Here is a 19141-nt window from a genome sequence, read left to right as displayed (position 1 = left end):
GCGGCCGAGGTGCCCTCGTTGCCCTTGGCGCCTTCACCGACGCCGCCGGTGAACGCCTTGCCGGCGCCCTTGCCCCACGCGCCGTCCGAGGCCGCGTCGAGGTACTGCTGGAAGTTGTCGGTGGTGCCCGACTCGTCGGAGCGGAAGATCACCGAGATCTTGTCACCGGGCAGCTTGTCGGCCTTGGCCGTGTTCAGCGCCTTGATGGCGGTGTCGTTCCAGGTGGTGATGGTGCCGTTGAAGATCTTCGCCATGGTCGGCGCGTCCAGCACCAGGTCGGTCACACCCGGCAGGTTGTAGGTGACGGCGATCGGGCCGAAGACGGTCGGCAGGTTCCAGGCCGGCGCGCCACAGCGGGCCTCGGCCTGCTTGTACTCGTCCTTCTTGGCCGACAGCGGGGAGTCCGAACCGGCGAAATCGGTCTGGCCGCCGAGGAATTCCTTCACGCCGGCGCCGGAGCCCGAGGAGGTGTAGTCGAGCTTGAAGCCGTCTTCGCAGTTCTTCTCGTAGGCCGCCACGAAGCGGTCCATCGCGTTCTTCTGCGAGGAAGCGCCGGACGCCTTGAGCGCCTTCTTGCCGCCGCACTGAACGGTCTGCTTGTCCACGCCACCGGCGACGTCGTTCTCGTCGCTGCCACAGGCGGTCAGCGTAAGGGCGCCGGCCGCGGCCAGCACACCGATCAGGGCGCTGCTGCGCTTGAGATTCACTTGGTTCCTCCGCGAATCACGGTCCGCACGCCCAACCCCTCAACGGTCGGACGGGCGCGATGATTGGTGGCTGTTCGCTGGGAACTCGCGCACCGGGCAGTTCGGTACCGCCCACAAGCAAAGTAAGGGGGGCTGGTGGCCAGTTGGACCTGGGCAGGTGAACGGGAGATGAACAACCCGGCGCGATTACGCTGCACGTTCTGTGACAATTGCCTCAGAGTTGCCTGAGGCCCGAATCTCGGGCCCCGGCACCGGACTCCGGGCGGCGGGATCACCCCGCGGTGTACGCCACATCCACGTGCGCGGGCGCGAAACCCAGCTTCGTGTAGGTGTGGACGGCGGCGGTGTTGTCCGCCTCGGTGTAGAGCAGCACCTGCGGCAGCCCGCGATCACGCAGATACCGCAGTCCCGCCAGCGTCAGCAGCCGTCCCAGGCCGCGACCCTGCGCGGCCGGATCGACGCCGACCACGTAAACCTCACCGAGCGGCGGGTTTTCGTCATGATGGATCTTGGTCCAGTGGAATCCGAGCACTCGATCCTGGTCGGCGGGATCGAAGGCGATGAACAGGCCCTCCGGATCGAACCAGGATTCGGCCCGGCGCGCGGCGATGTCGCGCTCGGTCCAGCCGCCCTGTTCCGGATGCCAGGCGAAGGCGGCGTTGTTGACCCGCAGGATCTCGGCGTCGTCCGCCGGGCCCGCGTAGGTGCGCAATTCCAGGCCGTCCGGGACCGTCAATTCAGGTAGCTCGGAAGTAGCGAGATCCCTGCGCATTTGCCACAGTTCTCGTGCGACCCGCAGTCCCAGCCGCGCCGCGACGGCCTTGGCGGGCGGCAGATCGCCGTGCGCCCAGACCCGGGCGCCCGGCCCGCCCGCGGCGAGCGCGGTCTGCACCAGCTCGGTGCCGATGCCCTGTCCACGCCGCTCCGGATCGACGGCGACCTCGGCCATCGCGGGGTGATCACCGTGCGCGGGAGCCAGATTCGCGTATCCGGCGGGCACGCCGTCGCGGACGACGACGAAATGCCTGGCCTCGATGTCGTCCGAACTCAGCGACAGCACGGCCTGTTCGGAGATGGGCGCGACGCCGTCGGCGGCGGTGGCGCGATCGAGCAGCTCCCGCACCACCCCGGCGGTCTCGTCGGGCAGCCGGTCCGCGGGAGAAGACATCAGAGAGAACCGTTCGCCGTGGTCAATTCGTCGTCGGCGCCTTCGGCATCGGGGAAGGTGACGGTCTCGCCCTTGCCCGCGGCCGTCCGCGCCGGGCGCACCGCCTTGTAGCCGACGTTGCGCACGGTGCCGATCAAGGATTCGTATTCACTGCCGAGCTTGGCGCGCAGGCGCCGCACGTGCACGTCCACGGTGCGGGTGCCGCCGAAGAAGTCGTAGCCCCAGACCTCCTGCAGCAGCTGCGCGCGGGTGAAGACCCGGCCCGCGTGCTGTGCGAGGTACTTGAGGAGCTCGAACTCCTTGTAGGTCAGGTCGAGTGGGCGACCGCGCAGCCGGGCGGTGTACGTGCCCTCGTCGATCACCAGCTCACCGAGGGTGATCTTGCCGGTGTTCTCCGGGCTGGCGACGCCGCCGTTGCGGGCGACGAGCAGGCGCAGCCGGGCGTCCAGTTCGGCCGGGCCGGTGCCGGGCAGCAGGATGTCGTCCAGGCCCCAGTCCGCGTTCACCGCGACGAGCCCGCCTTCGGTCAGCACCGCGACGACCGGCACCGACGAACCGGTGCTGCCCAGCAAACGACAAAGGCCGCGCGCGGCGGCCAGATCGGTGCGGGCGTCGACCAGCGCTACATCGGCGGAACCCGCCTCGAGCAGTGACGCGACCTCGGTCGGCGCGGGCCGCACGTGGTGCGGCAACAACGCCAGCGACGGCAGAACCGCCTCGGGGTTGGGGTCGGAGGTCAGCAGGAGCAGCTCCATGGGGGCCCTCCATCCCATCTGGCACGTGCGTGGCAACCGCTCTGTACGCCACGACATCATGCTGGTTATCACAGGTAAGTCGGTTGCTACATTAGCGTGTCCCGGCGCCGGGCCGAGTCATCGAGGCGGTCCAGCGGGGCTCGGCTATCGAAAACCGGCCCGCGCGCTGGGAGCGACCGTGGCCGGGGCCCGGCGTAGTCGTCCCCATTAGGGTTGCGGGCATGGGTTTCCGGAAGGTGATCATTGGCCTGCTCTGTCTGGCGGGGCTGGCGGTCGTACTCGATTTCGGCGCCGCCGCGTATTCCGAGTACCGGGTGTCGCGGCTGCTGCGCGAGGGTTCGGACCTGGGCGCCGACCCCGAGGTGACCTTCCACGGATTCCCCTTCGTGGTCCAGGCCATGAACGGTGAGTTCCAGAACGTGGACATTCGGGCGCGCGCGGTGCGACCCGACATTCCGGGCGAAATTCGTGTCGAAGCCAACTTGCGCGGCGTGCATCTTCCCTTCGGCGATCTCACCGACGGCAAGGTCAGCACGGTGCCGGTGGATCAGGTCGAGGCCCGGATGCGCGTGGAACCCAACGAGCTCGGCCGGCTGTTCAAGATCCCGGATCTGCAGGTGTTCGGCCCGCCCGCGGACAAGTCCGACGGCCTGGGCGGCTCCGGCGGTTCGGGGATGACCAACGACGGCGTGATCATCCTCACCGGCACCCTGCCGCTGGACTCGGCTCCCGACTCCACCGGCCCGCTGACCGTCAGCACCCGCAGTAAAGAAGCGGTGAGCGTGCTGGCGACGCTGCGACTGGTCGGCGACGAGATTCAGATCACCGCGACCGATATCTATCGCGGCACCGAGAACACCGTGCTGAGCGGCGCGGACACCTCCCCGCGGGTGATCTCCGAGGCCGACAAGCCCAGAGTCCTCGCCATGTTCACACGTACCATCGACACTCGTGACCTGCCGTTCGGCATCGTCCCCACCAAGGTGGAGGCCAGCGGCGGGCAGATCGTCGTCGAGGGCAAGGGCAAAGACGTGACCGTGGATCTGGATCGGCTACAGCAGCCGTGACCGCGCTGGCCGTGCTGCTGGTCGCGCTCGCCGCCGCGGTGGGCGCGGGGGTCCTGTTGCGCCGCAACGAGGGCCGCGTGCGCGCGGGCGCCACGACCGTGGCCATCGACGCCGGACGTGAGCGGCTGCTCGCGGCGGCGGGCGTGCTGCCCGGCCATCCCACGGTCCTGCATTTCTCCGCCGACTGGTGCGGCCCGTGCGCCGCGGTACGCCGGGTCGTGGCGAGCGTCACCGGCGAGCTGGCCGCGGAACCGGCCGCGCCGCTGGATCTGGAACTCGACATCGACGCCAACCCCGAGCTGGCGCGGGAGCTGAACGTGCTCTCGCTGCCGACGACCTTCATCCTGGACGCCGCAGGCGGGGAGCGCTTCCGGATTTCGGGCGTGCCGAAGGCGGCGGATCTCCGCAGGTCATTGGCCTCGCTAACGGTTTCCGGGGCGGTCGAGTGACCAGCATTACGGGCCCCGGGTCCAATTTCCCCCGAAAACCGGGTAAACTCCCTCTCGTGCAATCCAACCGCGAGCTGATGCTCACCCGACGCCGCACGGTAGACCTGTGCCGCCTCGGTGGTTGTTGCTGCCTGTGCCGCTAGCCGGTCGGCCTTTCGTTCCCTTCTGACGCCGACCGGTTTCACGTCCCGCCGTAGACGAGGTCTTTCGATCCTCCGGCGAACTGGCCGAAATCCCCTCAGCGCAGGAGCACACATATGTCGAACCCCAATCCCGGTAAACCTCCCAATGGTCAGGTGGATGTACGCGGGCCGCGTTTCGCCGCCTGGATCACCACCGCCGTGCTGGCACTGGTCCTGGTGATCTCCGTGTTCTCCGTTCCCGCCGCCGCGATCCTGCTGGCCGCGCAGGCCGTGGTCTTCGCGCTCGGCGCGGCCTACGGACCCCGCCGCAGCCCGTACGGGCGGATCTTCGCCGCCGCGGTCGCGCCGCGCATCGGGCCGGCGGCCGAGGTCGAACCGGTTCCCCCGCTGCGCTTCGCCCAGCTGGTCGGGTTCGTGTTCGCCGCGCTCGGCGTGATCGGCTTCGCCGTCGGCAGCGCGGTCGCGGGCTCGGTCTTCACCGGTTTCGCGTTGTTCGCGGCCTTCCTGAACGCGGCCTTCGGAATCTGCCTGGGCTGCTTGATCTATCCCGTCGCCGCGCGCCTGCTGCCCAAATCCGCCGCCACCGCGACCCCGAACCCCTGAACCACCTGTATCCCAACCAACGCATCACTACCGCCTGACCCCGGCACCACCGAAAGGAACAACATGGCTCGCTCCGAGGTCCTGGTCTCCGCAGACTGGGTCGAAGAGAACCTGAACACCCCCGGCGTCGTCCTCGTCGAGGTCGACGAGGACACCTCGTCCTACGACCTCGGCCACATCGAGGGCGCCGTCCGTCTGGACTGGAAGAAGGACCTGCAGGATCAGGTTCGGCGTGACTTCGTCAACCGCGAGCAGTTCTCCGATCTGCTGTCGGCCCGCGGCATCGGCAACGATGACACCGTGGTGCTCTACGGCGGCAACAACAACTGGTTCGCGGCCTACGCGTACTGGTACTTCAAGCTCTACGGCCACCAGGACGTGAAGCTCCTCGACGGCGGCCGCAAGAAGTGGGAGCTCGACGCCCGCCCGCTGGTCAAGGACGTCAAGACCCGTCCGGCCACCGCCTACAAGGCGTCGGAGCAGGATCTGTCGATCCGTGCCTTCCGCGACGAGGCCATCCAGGCCATCGGCACCAAGAACCTGGTCGACGTGCGCTCGCCCGACGAGTTCTCCGGCAAGATCCTGGCCCCGGCCCACCTGCCGCAGGAGCAGTCGCAGCGTCCGGGCCACATCCCGACCGCCATCAACGTGCCGTGGTCCAAGGCCGCGAACGAGGACGGCACCTTCAAGTCCGACGACGAGCTCGCCGCCATCTACAAGGAAGCGGGCCTGGACGGCGAGAAGGAGACCATCGCCTACTGCCGCATCGGCGAGCGTTCCTCGCACACCTGGTTCGTGCTGCAGGAGCTGCTTGGCCACAAGAACGTCAAGAACTACGACGGGAGCTGGACCGAGTACGGCTCCCTCGTCGGTGCACCGATCGAGTTGGGAGCGTAATCAAATATGTGTGCAGCACCTACCCAGGGACAGGCCATTCCGGCGGGCGTCGACGTGGAGAAGGAGACGGTCATCACCGGCCGCGTCCTGACCGCTGACGGCCAGACCGTCGGTGGCGCGTTCGTCCGCCTGCTGGACGGCAATGGCGATTTCACCGCCGAGGTCGTGGCCTCGGGCACCGGCGACTTCCGCTTCTTCGCCGCGCCGGGCTCGTGGACCATCCGCGCGCTGTCCGCGTCGGGCAACGGCTCCGCCGAGATCGCCCCCGAGGGCAACGGCATCCACAACGTGGACGTCACGGTCGCCAAGTAGTACCGCGAATTACGGAGAACGACCCCGGGATTCATTTCCCGGGGTCGTTTTCATTTCTGAGCAACCGGGCCGCTAGACTCCGATGCGTGGTGCTTGCCTTCGAGATCCTCCTGGTCGTCGTATCGCTACTGATCGCCTGGTTCGGGATTTACGTCCTCTACCGGCTGTTCACCGAGTCGTGAGCGAGTCGGCGAGCGAGAACGCCGAAACCACGGCCGACGGCACGACGCGGGACGCGTCCGCCGCGAGCCGTGATGCCTCCGTGCGTGCGGACGACTCGCCCCGGCGCAGCGGTGACCAGGCGGTCGCCGAAGCCGTCGAGCGGGCCAAGTCGACCGCGCCGCGGAACATTCCCTCGCTCCCCGATCTCCCGCTACCCATCGATACCGCGAATCTGCGGCAGGGTCCGGACCTGAGTTCCTCCATGCTCGCGCTGCTGCCGCTGGTCGGCGTGTGGCGCGGCGAGGGCGAGGGCAACGATCCCGAGACCGGCGACTATCGCTTCGGTCAGCAGATCATCGTCTCGCACGACGGCGGCGACTACCTGACGTGGGAGGCCCGTTCGTGGGTCGTCGACACCGAGGGCGCGTACTCCGGCCCGGATCTGCGCGAGAGCGGTTTCTGGCGGGTCGGCATCGACGGTGACGACGAGGTGCTGGAGCTGCTGCTCACCCATTCCTCGGGCATCGTCGAACTGTTCTACGGCCAGGCCCTGACCCAGTCGTCCTGGGAGCTCGCCACCGACGTGGTGATCCGCAGCCAGTCCGGCATCGTGGTGGGCGGCGCCAAGCGCCTCTACGGCATCGTGGAGGGCGGCGACCTCGGCTACGTCGAGGAACGCATCGGCCCCGACGGCGTCCTGGAACCCCGCCTCTCGGCCCGTCTGCAGCGCTACATCGGGTAGTAATTGTTCTTTCCCCCAAAGCAACTCGTGATCTCGCGAGTTCGGGGTAACTCACCGGGTACGGGCTGACTCTTCAACGCTGGAACGGAGAGCGGCCGACGCAACCTTCGGCGCACCTGAGTCAGGCATGAATTCCCGGGGAGGCGGAACGGAACGGCCCCCGAGTCGTATCGCGGATGCAACTCACGCGATCCAGATCAGGACGTGACCTGGGACTCGGGGGCCGGGTGGCTGCCTGGGATTCGCTCAGCACTTCGCGCTACGTGAATCCGTTTGCAGCGATGGGTGCCTAGCGGGCAGCCACCTCACGCGTCCTCGAATAAACCATTACTCGAATCACCTCCTTCCTTGTGTACACACGAAACTAGTCGTGTGATCGGCCGGCGGCAACGTATTTTCCCGTAGCGCGAAATAGCAGGTCAGAAGCCGGATACGGGAACAATCCGACGGGTGTTCACGGTTCCATTCGGGTCTACTTCGACGAGGGTGTCCGCGCGATGGTCCGGGGGCAGCTGATGGGTCACGACCACCACCGTGCGAGCGGGCTCGACCAGGCCGCTGTCCGGGTCGAGCAGGCGGCGCAGGAGGTCCGCGCCCGCCTCGGCTTCCAGGTGTTCGGTGGGTTCGTCGAGCAGCAGGACCCTGGCTGGCGAGAGCAGGGCGCGGGCCAGCAGCAGGCGGCGGCGCTGGCCGCCCGAGATCGCGGCGGCCCCGCCGACCAGGTCGGTCTGCAGGCCGTCGGGCAGCGAATCGAGCCACTCCCCCGCGCCGACCGCGCGCACAGCGCCCTCGGCTTCGGCGGCGGTGATGTCGCCGCGGGCCACGCGCAGGTTCTCCAGGACGGTGGTGCCGAAGACGTGGGCGTCCTCGGCGAAGAAGGTGACGCCGGGGCGCGGGGTGTCGAAGAGTCCGGCCCAGGCCATGAGCAGCGTGGTCTTGCCCGCGCCGCTGGGCCCGGTGACCGCGATCCGGCGACCCTCGGGCAGCGGCGGCGGTTCCGTTGCGGGACGGCCGGTTCCGGCCTGTTCTTCGAGCCGGCGCAGGCGCCGCAGCGCGGCCCGGCCGTTGGTCAGGGCCTGTGCCGCGCCCGGCAGCACCGCGACGGCTTCGAAGGCGGACAGCGGAACCAGGACCAGCACGGCGAGCGCCATCGGCGAGATGCCGCCGGGCTGCACGGTCTGGAATCCCAGCACCCGTTCTCCGGATCCGCTGCCGTACAGGGTGATTCCGATGAGCAGTGCGCCCAGCACGCTGGCGCCGATGGACAGCGGCAGCACCGCGGCCGCGTAGGCGCTGCGCGCGGCCGCGCGGTCCTCGGCGTCGACCGCCCGTCCCCCGGCCCGCTCGGCGGCGGCCAGGGCCCCGGAAAGCCTGCCCGCGACGCGCAGTTCGGGTGCGTGGTCGAGCACGGTCAGCGCTTCGGCGGTGAACGCGGTCCGGTCGTCCCGCACCGCGAGCTCCGCCTCCCGCGCGGCGCGCGCCGACAGCCACGGCGCGAGGATCCCGGAAATCGCCAGCGCCACGGCGAGAACGATCGCCGCGGGCACCGAGATGAAAGCCAGCAGCCCGACGGCGATGAGCGAGAGCAGCACGGCGACGGCGATCGGCACGAACGCCCGCACCACCACCGCCCCCAGGTCGTCGATGTCCGCCCCGACCCGCCCCAGCAGCTCCCCGCGCCGCAGCGCCGCCGGATCCCCCTGCCGCCCTTCGTCTTCCGGCCCACTGCGCCTGGGCCGCCAGATCTCGGCCCCGGCCAGCGCCCGATAGGTCTTGGTCCGCGCCAGGCTCATGGACCGCAGCGCCACGTCGTGGGTGGCCAGCCGCTCGAGATACCGGCACAGTCCCCGCGCGATCCCCAGCGCCCGCACGGTGACCACCGCGATGGTGAGATCCAGCACCGGCGGCATCTCCCACGCCCGCGCGATCAACCACGCCGCCAGCGCCGCGAGCGCGAACCCGCTCCCGAGCGCGGCCGTCCCCCACCCGATGGAGACGGCCATCCGCCACCGCGAGAGCTCCAACAGCTCCCGCACCCGCCGAAAGTCCGCCAGCGCACCGGTCATCGCGCATCCACCTTCCGATCCCCGTGCCCAGCGGTCGAACTCGTCATCTCGGCGCCGGCGCGGACGTGCCGGCCCGCCCCGTCCGCCGACTCCCCCGTGTGGTGCGCCGGATCCGGTGTCGAGCGACCCGACTCGTCTCCCACGCAGGTTGTTTCACGCACCGCCGCAGCCGACATGCCGCCGGTGTTCGGCCCCGCGTTCCGGTTGGTCGAAGAGGTCTCGTCACCTCCAACCGGATCGGAGCCCGGCGATACGGCCTCGCCCCCCGTTCGCCCGGCGGGCTCGCCCACGGCGATCGACCGGGTCCGAACCGGGCCCTCGGGAGCCGATGCAACAGCGGCATGCGGGGTGGCGACGTGGGCCGCAACGGTTTCGGTGTCACCGCCGCTCGACGTGACGGTCAGTACCTCGTCGGCGATCGCGAGCAGGGCCGGGCGGTGGGCGACCAGGACGACGGTCGCGCCCCCCGCCGCGCGGGCGCGCAGGGCCCGTAGGACGCGGGCCTCGGAGGCGGGGTCCAGGTGGGCGGTCGGCTCGTCCAGGAGCAGGACCGCGCGATCGGCGGCGAGGGTGCGGGTCAGGGCCAGGCGCTGGCGCTGGCCGAGGGACAGGCCGGTGCCGCCGGGACCGAGGCGGGTGTTCCAGCCGTCGGGGAGCTCGGCCAGGACCGTGTCGAATCCGGTTGCGCGGGAAGCGTCCTCGAGGTCGGCGGCGTCGGCGGGCGGGCCGAGGAGTTCGATGTTGTCGCGCAGGGTGCCGGGGACGAGGACCGGGCGCTGCGGGAGCCAGGCGACCTGCGACCACCAGTGGTCGGGGTCCAGTGCGGGGACGGGAACGCCGTCCACGAGGACGGTGCCGGCGGCGGGTGCGACCAGGCCCAGGATCGCCTGCAGGGCGGTGGATTTGCCGCTGCCGTTGGGGCCGGTGAGCACGGTGACCGCGCCGCGGCGCAGCGTGCCCGAGAGCGCGTGCGGCGCCAGGCCGTCCCGCGCGGCCACCGACAGCCCGCGAATCACGATGTGGCCGTCGGGTTCCCGGGTGCTCGCGGGGTCCGCGCCGCTGATGACATCAGCGAAGTCGGACGCGGCGGCGGGAGCGGGAGCCGCGTCAGCGGTGCCGAGCGCACGCGAGCCGTCCAGCACACGGGCGGTGTGGGTGCTTCCGGCTGATCCCCGCCCGGCAGGTCCTGCCGATCGCAGCGCCGTGGTACCGGACGATCCCCGCCCGGCGGTTCCGGACGCTCCCTGCCCGGCAGGTCCGGTCGATCCCCGCCCGGCGGTTCCGGCCGATGCCCGAACGGCGGCCGTGTCGCCGTCGGCGGACTCATCCGCCCCGCTGCCGGGTTCGAGGATGGCGAACGCCTTTTCCGCGGCGGCCATGCCGTCCTGGGCGGCGTGGAAGCGCTCGCCGACCGCGCGCAGCGGGAGGTAGACGTCGGGGGCGAGGATCAGGGCGAGCAGGCCCGCGTACAGGCCCATCTCGCCGTAGACCAGGCGCAGGCCGATCGAGACGGCCACGAGCGCAACCGACAGCGTCGCGAGGGCCTCGAGGACCATCGAGGACAGGAAGGCGATCCGCAGCGCCGACATAGTGCGCCGGTGCAGGTCGTCGCCGAGGCGGCGCACGCGATGCCGCATGGTGGTGCGGTCGGACATCGCGGACGTCTCGGCGTCGGGTCCGATCGTCGATTCGATCGCGCGCCCGCGCCTCGGAGCCGGATCGCCGTAGCGGTGCGGCGCGGTGGGAGCCGCGGCCGCACCGTCGCTGCCACTCTCGCGCCCCAGCGCGCGCAGGGTCGGCATCCCGGCGAACAGATCCAGCAGTTGATCCGAGAGCCGCGTGGTCGCGGCCAGGGTCTGCTCGGCGCGCCCCTTGGTGAGCAGCCCGATCAGGATCATGAAGATCGGGATCAGGGGCAGGGTCACCAGGATGATCGCGCCGGAGATCCAGTCGTGTGCGGCGATCACCGCCAGCAGGATCGGCGGGACCAGCAGCGAAAGCAGCAGGGCGGGCAGGTATCCCGCGAGGTAGGCGCGCAGGCCGCTCAGGCCGGAGCCGACGACGACCGCCAATTCGGTGCGCCGCGACTCCAATTCGCGTGGCGGCAGCTGCGCGCCCGCGGTGAGCACGGCGGTCTCCAGCTCGGCGACCACCCGCGCTCCCGCTCGATGCGCCAGTCGGGCCTGCCACCAGGTGGCGGCGGCCCGGAACAGCACGGCGACGGTGAAGACCACGAGTTCGACACGCCACGAACCGATGTCACGGCGGGTGGCGTCGGTGATGACGCCGGCGAGGACCCGCGCCAGGGCGAGCGCCGCGACCACGATGCTCATCGTGATCGCCAGCGACAACGCCACGCTCAGCGCGAGATACGTGCGTGCGGAGCGGGCGTACCGCCACAGGCGCGGGTCTACCGGTCGTGCCATCGCGTCGAATCCGTACTGTCGTCGGTTATTTCGGGGTGGATTCCATCGGCAGCCCGATGGAGGGCGGGATCTGCTCGACGGTCAGGCGCTGACGGAACACCCAGTAGGTCCAGCCCTGGTAGATCAGCACGACGGGCACCATGGCCACCGCCACCCAGCTCATGACCACCAGCGTGTAGTGGCTCGAGGAGGCCGAGACGGTGCCGTCCCGCCCGTCGACGGTGAGGCTGAAGGCCGCGTCGATGGTGGAGGGCAGCACGTTCGGGAACAGCGCGCCGAACAGCAGCGCGGTGGCCGAGGCGATGGTGAGCGCGGTGCCGGTGAAGGCCCAGCCGTCCCGGCCCTGGGTGGCCGCGAAGCCCGCGACCAGCAGTCCGATCACGGCCAGCGCCAGCGGAATCCAGGTCCAGCCCCGGCCGTACGCGAGCTGGGTCCAGATGCCGAAGGCGGCCACGACCACGGCGGTGGGCACGAAGAGCTTGCGCACCAGCGCCTGTGCGTCGTCGCGCATCTCGTTGCCGGTCTTGAGGGTGATGAACACCGCGCCGTGCAGCAGGAACAGCAGCAGCGTGGTGAGCCCGCCGAGCAGGCCGTACGGGTTCAGCAGATCGAGCAGGTTGCCCTCGATGTGCCTGCGCTCGTTGAGCTTCACCCCGCGCACGATGTTGGCGAAGGCCAGACCCCAGGCGAGCGCGGGGATCCAGGAGCCGAGCCCGATGCCGATGTCGCACCAGCGCCGCCACTTGTCGTCGTTGATCTTGCCGCGCCATTCGATGGCGCAGGCGCGCACGATCAGGCCGACCAGGATCAGCAGCAGCGCCAGGTAGAACCCGGAGAACAGGCTGGCGTACCACTCGGGGAAGGCGGCGAACATGGCGCCACCGGCGGTGAGCAGCCACACTTCGTTGCCGTCCCACACCGGCCCGATGGTGTTGAGCACCACGCGCTTTCGGGTCTCGTTGCCCCTTCCGAGGATGGGCATGAGCATTCCGACGCCGAAGTCGAAGCCCTCCAGCACGAAGTAGCCGGTGAAGAGCACCGCGATCAGTAAGAACCAGAATTCAGGGAGACTCATCCCGGGCTCCTAGTAGGCGAAGGACAGCTTGTCGACGGAATCCCCGGGGTCCCCGGTCATCCGCGGCCCGGTGTCGACCGGGGCCGGGGCTTCCGGTCCGGCGACGACGTAGCGGCGCATGAGGTAGAACCAGGCCACCGCGAGCAGACCGTAGAGCAGGGTGAACACCACCAGCGAGGTGACGACGGTGCCGGCGGTGACGCCGGATACGCCCTCCTGCACGGTCATTCGGATGGTCGGGTCACCGTCCGGGTTGGGTGCGACCACCCAGGGCTGGCGGCCCATCTCGGTGAAGACCCAGCCGGAGATGTTGCCCAGGAACGGGGTGGCGATGGCCAGCAGCGAGAGCCAGGAGAACCATTTCTGGTCCGGGATGCGCCCGCGGCGGGTGACCCAGAAGCCGGCCAGTACCAGCAGCAGCGAGCCCGCCATCCAGGTGATCATGGCCCGGAAGGACCAGTAGGTGACGAACAGGTTGGGCCGGTAGTCGCCGGGGCCGAACTTCTCGTTGTAGGACTGCTGCAGGTCGACGACGCCCTCGAGGGTGACGTCGTCGAACCGGCCCTCGGCCAGCCACGGCAGGACGTACGGCACCTCGATGAGGTGGTCGACGCTGTCGCAGTTGTTGTGCGTGCCGACGGTGAGCACCGAGAAGTCCGGGTCGGTTTCGGTGTGGCACAACGATTCCGCCGAGGCCATCTTCATGGGCTGCTGTTTGAACATGAGCTTGCCCTGCACGTCGCCGGTGTAGACGAGGGCGACCGCGGCGATCAGCACGATGAACGCGCCGACCCGCGAGGCCGAGCGCCACATGGTGCGGGCCTCGTGCAGCGGCGCCTCGGACCCTTCGGCCTTGGCCTGCCGCGCCTTGCGCACCATCCACCAGCCCGCGATGCCGGCGACGAAGGTGCCCGAGGTGAGGAACGCTCCGGCGACCACGTGCGGGAAGGCGGCGAGGGTGGTGTTGTTGGTGATGAGCGCCCAGATACTGGTGAGCTCGGCCCGCCCGGTCTCGGGGTTGAACTCGGCCCCGACCGGATGCTGCATGAACGAGTTGGCGGCGATGATGAAGTACGCCGAGGCGTTCACGCCGATGGCGACCAGCCAAATGGTAGCCAGGTGCACCTTTTTCGGCAGCCGGGTCCAGCCGAAGATCCACAGTCCGAGGAAGGTGGATTCCAGGAAGAAGGCCACCAGGGCCTCCATCGCCAGCGGTGCGCCGAAGACGTCACCGACGAAGCGCGAGTACTCGCTCCAGTTCATGCCGAACTGGAATTCCTGCACGATGCCGGTGGCAACACCGAGCGCGAAGTTGATCAGGAAGAGCTTCCCGAAGAACTTCGTGAGCCGTAACCAGTGCTCCTTTCCCGTGATGACCCACGCGGTCTGCATACCGGCGACGACCGGCGCGAGCCCGATGGTGAGCGGCACGAAAATGAAGTGATACACGGTGGTGATACCGAACTGCCAGCGCGCTAGATCCACGACGCTCATCCGACCTCCAGGCCGATCTACGACATGACGTAGTACCAAACAGTACGCCGTGCCGCCGTCAGTTCAACGTGTGCCGCGCCATAGTGTGCCGAAAAGTTGCTGGAGTGTGATAGCAGATCCGACCGAAGCCCTGTTCAGGGCGCGCGTAACGTGGCCGGGGTCATGCCGACCGGCCGGAAATCCGAATTCCTATCGAGCTACCAATCGGCGATGCTGCCCGGCAGGGCGATGCCGCGATCCACCAGCGCCGCGATCTCGGCCGCGTTGTCGGGGGCCGACATGCGCAGTCCGTCCAGCGATTTGACCCGTGCCGCGAGGGTGATGCTGGAGAGCATCCAGACGCTGTCGGCGGTGATCAGATCCGCGGTGAACAGCGGCTCGTACCGGCAGTCCCAGCCCGCCTTCTCCGCCTGGGTGAACAGTGCCCGCTGCGTGGTGCCCGGCAGCACGCCGATGCGCGCGGGCGGGGTGATGAGCTGATTGTCGCGCGCCACAACGACTGTCGAGCGCGGCCCCTCGAGCACCCGATGCTCGGTGCTGGTGAAGATGGCGTCGTCCGCGCCCATGCGCTGGGCGAACCGCAGGGCGGCCATGTTCGTCGCGTAGGACAGGGTTTTCGCGCCCAGTAGCTGCCAGGGTGCGGCCTGCGCCAGATCGACGGAGATGCCGCGCGAGAGTGTGATGACCGAAACACCTTCGGCGCGGGCGGTTTTCACCCGATCAGCGACGGCCTGCACCAAAACGTAACCGGTGGTCGGCGGTTCGGCGGCGGACATACCCCCGGCCTTGTTAGCTGATTGTTTGCCACTGCCCTGTTCGCTCTCCCGCCCGCGGGTCAGGGTCATGCGCAACATGCCCTCGCGCTCGCGGCCCCACTCCTCGGCCGCCAGTTCGACCGCAAAACGCCAGGCGTCCACGTCCGGCGCGGGCAGGTCGAGGGCCTGCGCCGAGCGCCGCAGGCGCGCCAGATGCAGCTCGAGCGCGCAGGCCACGCCGTCGCGCACCAGGACCGTTTCGAAGATGCCGTCGCCGCGCAGTGCGCCGATGTCGTCCGCATACAACAGCGGCGCGTCCGGATCCCGGATCGCGCCGTCAAGAGTCACCAGAACCCGTTCCACCATGCAGCCGAGCCTAGGTCAGTGCGCGCGTCACGGAGTGATAACCGTCCGGCCGACAGCCCCGCGCTCGCCCGCCACCGGCGCTTCGATCACCCGGCGCGGCGCTCCCGACCGGCGCGCCGCCGGCCCCGCGTTCACCCCCGTCCGAGGCCCTCGGTCGAGCCGCCGCGGGGGTGCCGTGCAACACGCCGCCGGAGGCCGGAGATCGAACACCGCTAGGGTGGTGGGGTGTCCTTCGAGGTAGCACCCAGTCCGATTCTGCAGTTTCCGGGGGCTGTCGCGGGGCCGCCCGGGTCACCCGATGCGGCGGTCGCGTGGCATTACGGGGATCCGCTGGGCGAGCAACGCGCCGCCGTGCACCGGGTTGCGGTGATCGATCGATCGCATCGGTCCGTGCTGGCCATGACCGGTAAAGAGCGCTTGACATGGCTGCACACCATCTCCAGTCAGCACGTGGCGAATCTGGGTGACGGGCAGTCCGCGGAGAACCTCGATCTCGACCTCAACGGCCGGGTACTGCACCACTTCGTCCTCACCGATCTCGACGGCACGGTGTGGATCGACACCGAGGCCGATCGCGGCCCGGAACTGCTGAGCTTCCTGCAGAAGATGGTCTTCTGGGCCGACGCGAAACCGGTGGCCGCCGGCGATCACGCGGTGCTGAGCCTGATCGGCCCCGACGTGCCGAAGCTGACCGGGGCCCTGGGCGTCGACGCCCTGCCCGAGGTGTACCGGGCCGTGGCCCTGCCCGGCGGTGGTTTCCTGCGCCGCATGCCCTGGCCCACCGCGGACTCCTTCGACCTGGTCATCCCCCGCGATCAGCTCACCACCTGGTGGGCGCGCCTGCGCGAGGCGGGCGCCGAGGCCGCGGGCAGTTGGACCTTCGAGGCGCTGCGCGTGCTGGCGCTGCGCCCGCGCATCGGCCTGGACACCGACGATCGCACGATTCCGCACGAGGTGAACTGGATCGGCGGCGTCGAGCAGTTCGGCGCGGTGCACCTGAACAAGGGCTGCTACCGCGGCCAGGAGACGGTGGCCCGGGTCCACAATCTCGGCAAGCCGCCCCGCCACCTGGTGCTGCTGCACCTGGACGGGTCCGCCGACGCCCGGCCCGAGCCCGGCGAGCCGGTGACGGCGGGCGGCCGCTCGGTGGGCACGCTGGGCACGGTGGTCGATCACTACGAATTCGGCCCCGTCGCACTGGCTTTGATCAAACGCAACATTCCCGCCGACACCGCCCTGACGGTGGGCCCGGTCGCGGCCTCGATCGACGCGGATTCGGTTCCCGCCCACGACGAACCGCAGGCCGGCCGGCTCGCCGTCGAGAAGCTGCGCGGTCGATGAGCGCACCCGCCCCCGGTGCGTCCGGGCAGGTGCTCGCGGTGTGCGTGGTCTTCGAGGAGCTGGAGGTGCCCGGCCGGGTCGGGCGGACCGCCATCGACAAAAGGCCGGTGCCGCACCGGGTTCCGGTGCGCACGCTCGGGCTCGAGGGTGACCACGTCTGCGATGTCGACCATCACGGCGGCGCGCACCAGGCCGTGTACGCCTACGCCGAGGAGGATGCCCGGCGCTGGTCCCGAGAGCTGGACCGCGAGCTGCCCGCGGGTTGGTTCGGCGAGAATCTGCGGGTGTCCGGGCTGCCGGTGAGCGATGCCGTGCTCGGCGCGCGCTGGGCCATCGGCGACACCGTGCTGGAGGTGTCGGCGCCGCGGGTGCCGTGCGCGACCTTCCAGCGCTGGAGCGGCGAGCAGCAGTGGGTGAAAAGGTTCACCGCGCAGGCGAACACGGGCGCCTACTTCCGGGTGATCACCGCGGGCACGATCGGCGCGGGTGACGCGGTGCGGGTGCTGTCCGAGCCCGCGCACGGCGTCACCGTCCGCGATCTGTTCACCGGTGCGGACATGTCCCGGCTGAACCTGCTGCTCGAATCCGAGCCGACCGTGTCCGACGACGTGCGCATGCAGATCGAGCGGCACCGGCGGCGTCATGACAACGCGGCGGGCCGGTCGGTCCGGCCCGCGGAGGGAGCGACCGCGTGAGCGTGGAATTGGTGGAGGTCGTGCGCTCGGGGTTCCGCGAGTGCGTGCATCGCGGCTCGCTGGTGCTCCTGCGCCCGGACGGCGAGCCCCTGGTCGAGGCCGGGGCGGTGCACGGCCCGATCTTCCCGCGCTCGACGAACAAGCCGATGCAGGCACTGGCCCTGCTGCGCAACGGTTTCGAGCCGCTCGATCAGGCCGAGCTGGCCATCACCACCGCCTCGCATTTCGGCGAGCCCGATCATGTCGAGCTGGTGCAGCGGCTGCTCGACCGCTTCGGCTTCACCGAGGACGATCTGGAGTGCCCGCCGGACCTGCCGTCGGAGGAGCTGTCGCGGGCGGCGGCGCTGGCCGGGACCGAGCGGAGCAAGGCGGCCCGCCCGATCTTCATGAACTGTTCCGGCAAACACGCGGCCATGCTCGCGACCTGCCGCCTCAACGGCTGGCCGACCCGCGGGTACATGGAGGTGGGCCACCCGCTGCAGCGGTCGGTGCTGGCGACCATCGCCGATGTCACCGGTGAGCCGGAGACCGATCTGGGCATCGACGGTTGCGGGTTGCCGATCGTGCCGGTGTCGCTGGTGAATCTGGCCCGGGCCTACGCCGCGCTGACCACCGCGCCGGAAGGTAGCCCGGAACGCGCCGTGGCGGACGCGATTCGCGCGCATCCGCGAGTGATTTCCGGCACGGACGGTCCGGATCTGCGCATCATGACCGCGACGCCCGGGCTGCTCTGCAAGATCGGCGCGGACGGCGTGCACGCGGGCGCGCTGCCCGACGGTTCGGCCTTCGCGTACAAGATCGACGACGGCGCGGATCGGGCTCGACTGCCGCTGACCACGGCCATTCTGCAGCGTATGGGTATCGAGTGGACCGATCAGCACGCGGAGCTGGCGGCTACGCCGGTGCTCGGCGGCGGCGCCCGAGTGGGCGTCATCCGAGCGGTTCCGGGGGTGCTCTGACCCCGGAATCCCCTCGGCTCGATCCCCGTTCGACAGCCCGGAACGCCTCGTGGCGGCGGTCCCGGGCGGCACTTCGGCGCTTTCTGCCCCACTCCTGGAAGCGAGACCGCCTGACACACGCTAAAGTGTCTGTCAGGAAGATTATTAATTCGAACGGGGCCGCCAAACCACCCCAGGCCGCCCCGCAGTGACGCGAGGGGGTCAGCCATGGGCCGTGGCCGGGCTAAGGCAAAGCAGACCAAGGTAGCGCGCGAGCTCAAGTACAGCTCGGCGCCTACCGACTTCAAGAACCTTCAGCGCGAGCTGTCGGGGAGTGAGCTGCCAGGGAGGCCCGCGGACTTGCCTCGGAGCCCTGTGCTTTCCGACGAGCACGACGCGAAGGACTCGCAGTCGCGCTGGGACGAAGACGACTACGACGACTGGCGCCGCTGACTCGGATTTTCTCGACGTTCCAAGGGGCAGGCCCGTGTACGGTCTGCCCCTTCGGCACGTCCCCGAGTCTTCGAAGCCATCTTTTCCGGATAGCCGATTCACACGCGTCTCACCCGCAAGGGTGGGGCGCCGACGTGTGTTCTCGGTAGATGACCCGCTGCGCGCCCCCTAGCCGCAACGTATCGGCTACCCCCACATAAGAATTCGACATTCCAGACAAATAGCAAGGCCCCGATCACTCGAGAGCGATCGGGGCCTCTGCTATGTCTTCCTCAGAAGCGAGGGTGATCCCCCAGGAGTACGGCGCGCACGGCGTCGACGTCCTTGGCCTTCTTCACCGTGCCGAGGGTCCAGCAGTCGATGTGGCGGGCGGTCAGCACGGCCAGGGCGCGGTCGGCGTCCTCGGGGGCCACGATCGCGACCATGCCGATGCCCATGTTGAAGGTCTTCTCCATCTCGGCGCGCTCGACGCGGCCGCGCTGGGCGATGAGCTTGAAGACCGGGGCCGGGTTCCAGGTGCCGCGGTC

19 protein-coding genes are annotated in these 19141 nt (G+C 69.6%); 10 read left to right on the top strand and 9 right to left on the bottom strand.

What is annotated here, in order from left to right:
• From pstS to ACWDOP_RS38410, 3 genes are all read right to left on the bottom strand, one after another.
• On the bottom strand, positions 1-707 hold a 707-nt coding region (pstS, locus tag ACWDOP_RS38420; protein WP_456349007.1), incomplete at its 3' end, for a phosphate ABC transporter substrate-binding protein PstS.
• A 271-nt stretch (positions 708-978) separates the two neighbouring features.
• On the bottom strand, positions 979-1875 hold the full coding sequence (gene mshD / locus ACWDOP_RS38415) for a mycothiol synthase (RefSeq protein WP_456349006.1): 897 nt from the start codon (positions 1873-1875) through the stop codon (positions 979-981).
• Complete coding sequence (locus tag ACWDOP_RS38410; protein WP_454205807.1) at positions 1875-2630, bottom strand: winged helix-turn-helix transcriptional regulator; 756 nt, start codon at positions 2628-2630, stop codon at positions 1875-1877. The genes mshD and ACWDOP_RS38410 overlap by 1 nt, the downstream gene beginning before the upstream one ends.
• A gap of 221 nt (positions 2631-2851) precedes the next feature.
• On the opposite strand from ACWDOP_RS38410, the gene ACWDOP_RS38405 reads away from it, so the two are divergent.
• The 6 genes from ACWDOP_RS38405 (at position 2852) to ACWDOP_RS38380 (ending at position 7005) form a co-directional block, all read left to right on the top strand.
• Entirely contained in the window at positions 2852-3697 is an 846-nt protein-coding gene (locus ACWDOP_RS38405; RefSeq protein ID WP_454205809.1) for an LmeA family phospholipid-binding protein, read from the top strand.
• A complete protein-coding gene (locus ACWDOP_RS38400) occupies positions 3694-4146 on the top strand; it encodes a thioredoxin family protein (protein ID WP_456349005.1) in 453 nt (150 codons plus the stop codon). The genes ACWDOP_RS38405 and ACWDOP_RS38400 overlap by 4 nt, the downstream gene beginning before the upstream one ends.
• A gap of 257 nt (positions 4147-4403) precedes the next feature.
• A complete protein-coding gene (locus ACWDOP_RS38395) occupies positions 4404-4892 on the top strand; it encodes a DUF4395 domain-containing protein (RefSeq protein WP_456349004.1) in 489 nt (162 codons plus the stop codon).
• Positions 4893-4955: 63 nt separating this feature from the next.
• On the top strand, positions 4956-5789 hold the full coding sequence (locus tag ACWDOP_RS38390) for a sulfurtransferase (RefSeq protein WP_454205814.1): 834 nt from the start codon (positions 4956-4958) through the stop codon (positions 5787-5789).
• 6 nt (positions 5790-5795) lie between these two features.
• Positions 5796-6101, top strand: a complete 306-nt coding sequence (locus tag ACWDOP_RS38385; RefSeq protein WP_456349003.1) for a DUF1416 domain-containing protein — start codon at positions 5796-5798, stop codon at positions 6099-6101.
• Positions 6102-6279: 178 nt separating this feature from the next.
• Positions 6280-7005: an FABP family protein gene (locus ACWDOP_RS38380; protein ID WP_454205817.1), complete on the top strand. Its 726-nt coding sequence runs from the start codon at positions 6280-6282 to the stop codon at positions 7003-7005.
• Positions 7006-7424: 419 nt separating this feature from the next.
• Here ACWDOP_RS38380 and ACWDOP_RS38375 read toward each other — a convergent pair whose 3' ends face one another.
• The 5 genes from ACWDOP_RS38375 to ACWDOP_RS38355 form a co-directional block, all read right to left on the bottom strand.
• Positions 7425-9071, bottom strand: a complete 1647-nt coding sequence (locus ACWDOP_RS38375) for an ATP-binding cassette domain-containing protein (RefSeq protein ID WP_456349002.1) — start codon at positions 9069-9071, stop codon at positions 7425-7427.
• A complete protein-coding gene (locus ACWDOP_RS38370) occupies positions 9068-11497 on the bottom strand; it encodes an ABC transporter ATP-binding protein/permease (protein ID WP_456349001.1) in 2430 nt (809 codons plus the stop codon). Before ACWDOP_RS38370 ends, ACWDOP_RS38375 begins: the two co-directional genes overlap by 4 nt.
• 25 nt (positions 11498-11522) lie before the next feature.
• Positions 11523-12572 (bottom strand): cytochrome d ubiquinol oxidase subunit II, encoded by a 1050-nt coding sequence (gene cydB, locus ACWDOP_RS38365; protein WP_454205820.1) that lies wholly within the window; start codon positions 12570-12572, stop codon positions 11523-11525.
• Between the two features lie 9 nt (positions 12573-12581).
• Positions 12582-14066, bottom strand: coding sequence for a cytochrome ubiquinol oxidase subunit I (locus tag ACWDOP_RS38360; protein ID WP_456349000.1), 1485 nt, complete (start codon positions 14064-14066; stop codon positions 12582-12584).
• A gap of 197 nt (positions 14067-14263) precedes the next feature.
• The gene (locus ACWDOP_RS38355; protein WP_456348999.1) at positions 14264-15187 is read right to left on the bottom strand and encodes an aminodeoxychorismate lyase; all 924 of its coding nucleotides are present in this window, start codon (positions 15185-15187) and stop codon (positions 14264-14266) included.
• Between the two features lie 225 nt (positions 15188-15412).
• On the opposite strand from ACWDOP_RS38355, the gene ygfZ reads away from it, so the two are divergent.
• The 4 genes from ygfZ to ACWDOP_RS38335 all read left to right on the top strand — a co-directional run bounded on the left by ygfZ (position 15413) and on the right by ACWDOP_RS38335 (position 18614).
• Positions 15413-16528 carry a CAF17-like 4Fe-4S cluster assembly/insertion protein YgfZ gene (ygfZ, locus tag ACWDOP_RS38350; protein WP_456348998.1) on the top strand — a complete coding sequence of 372 codons (1116 nt, stop codon included), beginning with the start codon at positions 15413-15415 and terminating at the stop codon, positions 16526-16528.
• A complete protein-coding gene (locus ACWDOP_RS38345) occupies positions 16525-17223 on the top strand; it encodes an MOSC domain-containing protein (protein WP_456348997.1) in 699 nt (232 codons plus the stop codon). Before ygfZ ends, ACWDOP_RS38345 begins: the two co-directional genes overlap by 4 nt.
• Positions 17220-18182 (top strand): asparaginase, encoded by a 963-nt coding sequence (locus tag ACWDOP_RS38340; protein ID WP_456348996.1) that lies wholly within the window; start codon positions 17220-17222, stop codon positions 18180-18182. The genes ACWDOP_RS38345 and ACWDOP_RS38340 overlap by 4 nt, the downstream gene beginning before the upstream one ends.
• Positions 18183-18389: 207 nt before the next feature.
• Positions 18390-18614 (top strand): DUF3073 domain-containing protein, encoded by a 225-nt coding sequence (locus tag ACWDOP_RS38335; RefSeq protein WP_454205830.1) that lies wholly within the window; start codon positions 18390-18392, stop codon positions 18612-18614.
• Positions 18615-18886: 272 nt separating this feature from the next.
• Here the strand turns inward: ACWDOP_RS38335 and ACWDOP_RS38330 are convergent.
• The coding region (locus tag ACWDOP_RS38330; RefSeq protein ID WP_456348995.1) for an AIR synthase-related protein at positions 18887-19141 on the bottom strand (255 nt) is incomplete at its 5' end.

Source organism: Nocardia sp. NPDC003693, assembly GCF_053981095.1.
Note: the sequence above shows the minus strand (reverse complement) of the source record. Positions and strands in the feature narration are given on the sequence as shown.

Coding starts and splice junctions, on each gene's coding strand:
- mshD (WP_456349006.1), bottom strand. CDS start 1,875: ATGTCTTCTCCCGCGGACCGGCTGCCCGACGAGACCGCCGGGGTGGTG.
- cydB (WP_454205820.1), bottom strand. CDS start 12,572: ATGAGTCTCCCTGAATTCTGGTTCTTACTGATCGCGGTGCTCTTCACC.
- ACWDOP_RS38370 (WP_456349001.1), bottom strand. CDS start 11,497: ATGGCACGACCGGTAGACCCGCGCCTGTGGCGGTACGCCCGCTCCGCA.
- ACWDOP_RS38410 (WP_454205807.1), bottom strand. CDS start 2,630: ATGGAGCTGCTCCTGCTGACCTCCGACCCCAACCCCGAGGCGGTTCTG.
- ACWDOP_RS38360 (WP_456349000.1), bottom strand. CDS start 14,066: ATGAGCGTCGTGGATCTAGCGCGCTGGCAGTTCGGTATCACCACCGTG.
- ACWDOP_RS38375 (WP_456349002.1), bottom strand. CDS start 9,071: ATGACCGGTGCGCTGGCGGACTTTCGGCGGGTGCGGGAGCTGTTGGAG.
- ACWDOP_RS38395 (WP_456349004.1), top strand. CDS start 4,404: ATGTCGAACCCCAATCCCGGTAAACCTCCCAATGGTCAGGTGGATGTA.
- ACWDOP_RS38345 (WP_456348997.1), top strand. CDS start 16,525: ATGAGCGCACCCGCCCCCGGTGCGTCCGGGCAGGTGCTCGCGGTGTGC.
- ACWDOP_RS38405 (WP_454205809.1), top strand. CDS start 2,852: ATGGGTTTCCGGAAGGTGATCATTGGCCTGCTCTGTCTGGCGGGGCTG.
- ACWDOP_RS38355 (WP_456348999.1), bottom strand. CDS start 15,187: ATGGTGGAACGGGTTCTGGTGACTCTTGACGGCGCGATCCGGGATCCG.
- ACWDOP_RS38390 (WP_454205814.1), top strand. CDS start 4,956: ATGGCTCGCTCCGAGGTCCTGGTCTCCGCAGACTGGGTCGAAGAGAAC.
- ACWDOP_RS38385 (WP_456349003.1), top strand. CDS start 5,796: ATGTGTGCAGCACCTACCCAGGGACAGGCCATTCCGGCGGGCGTCGAC.
- ACWDOP_RS38335 (WP_454205830.1), top strand. CDS start 18,390: ATGGGCCGTGGCCGGGCTAAGGCAAAGCAGACCAAGGTAGCGCGCGAG.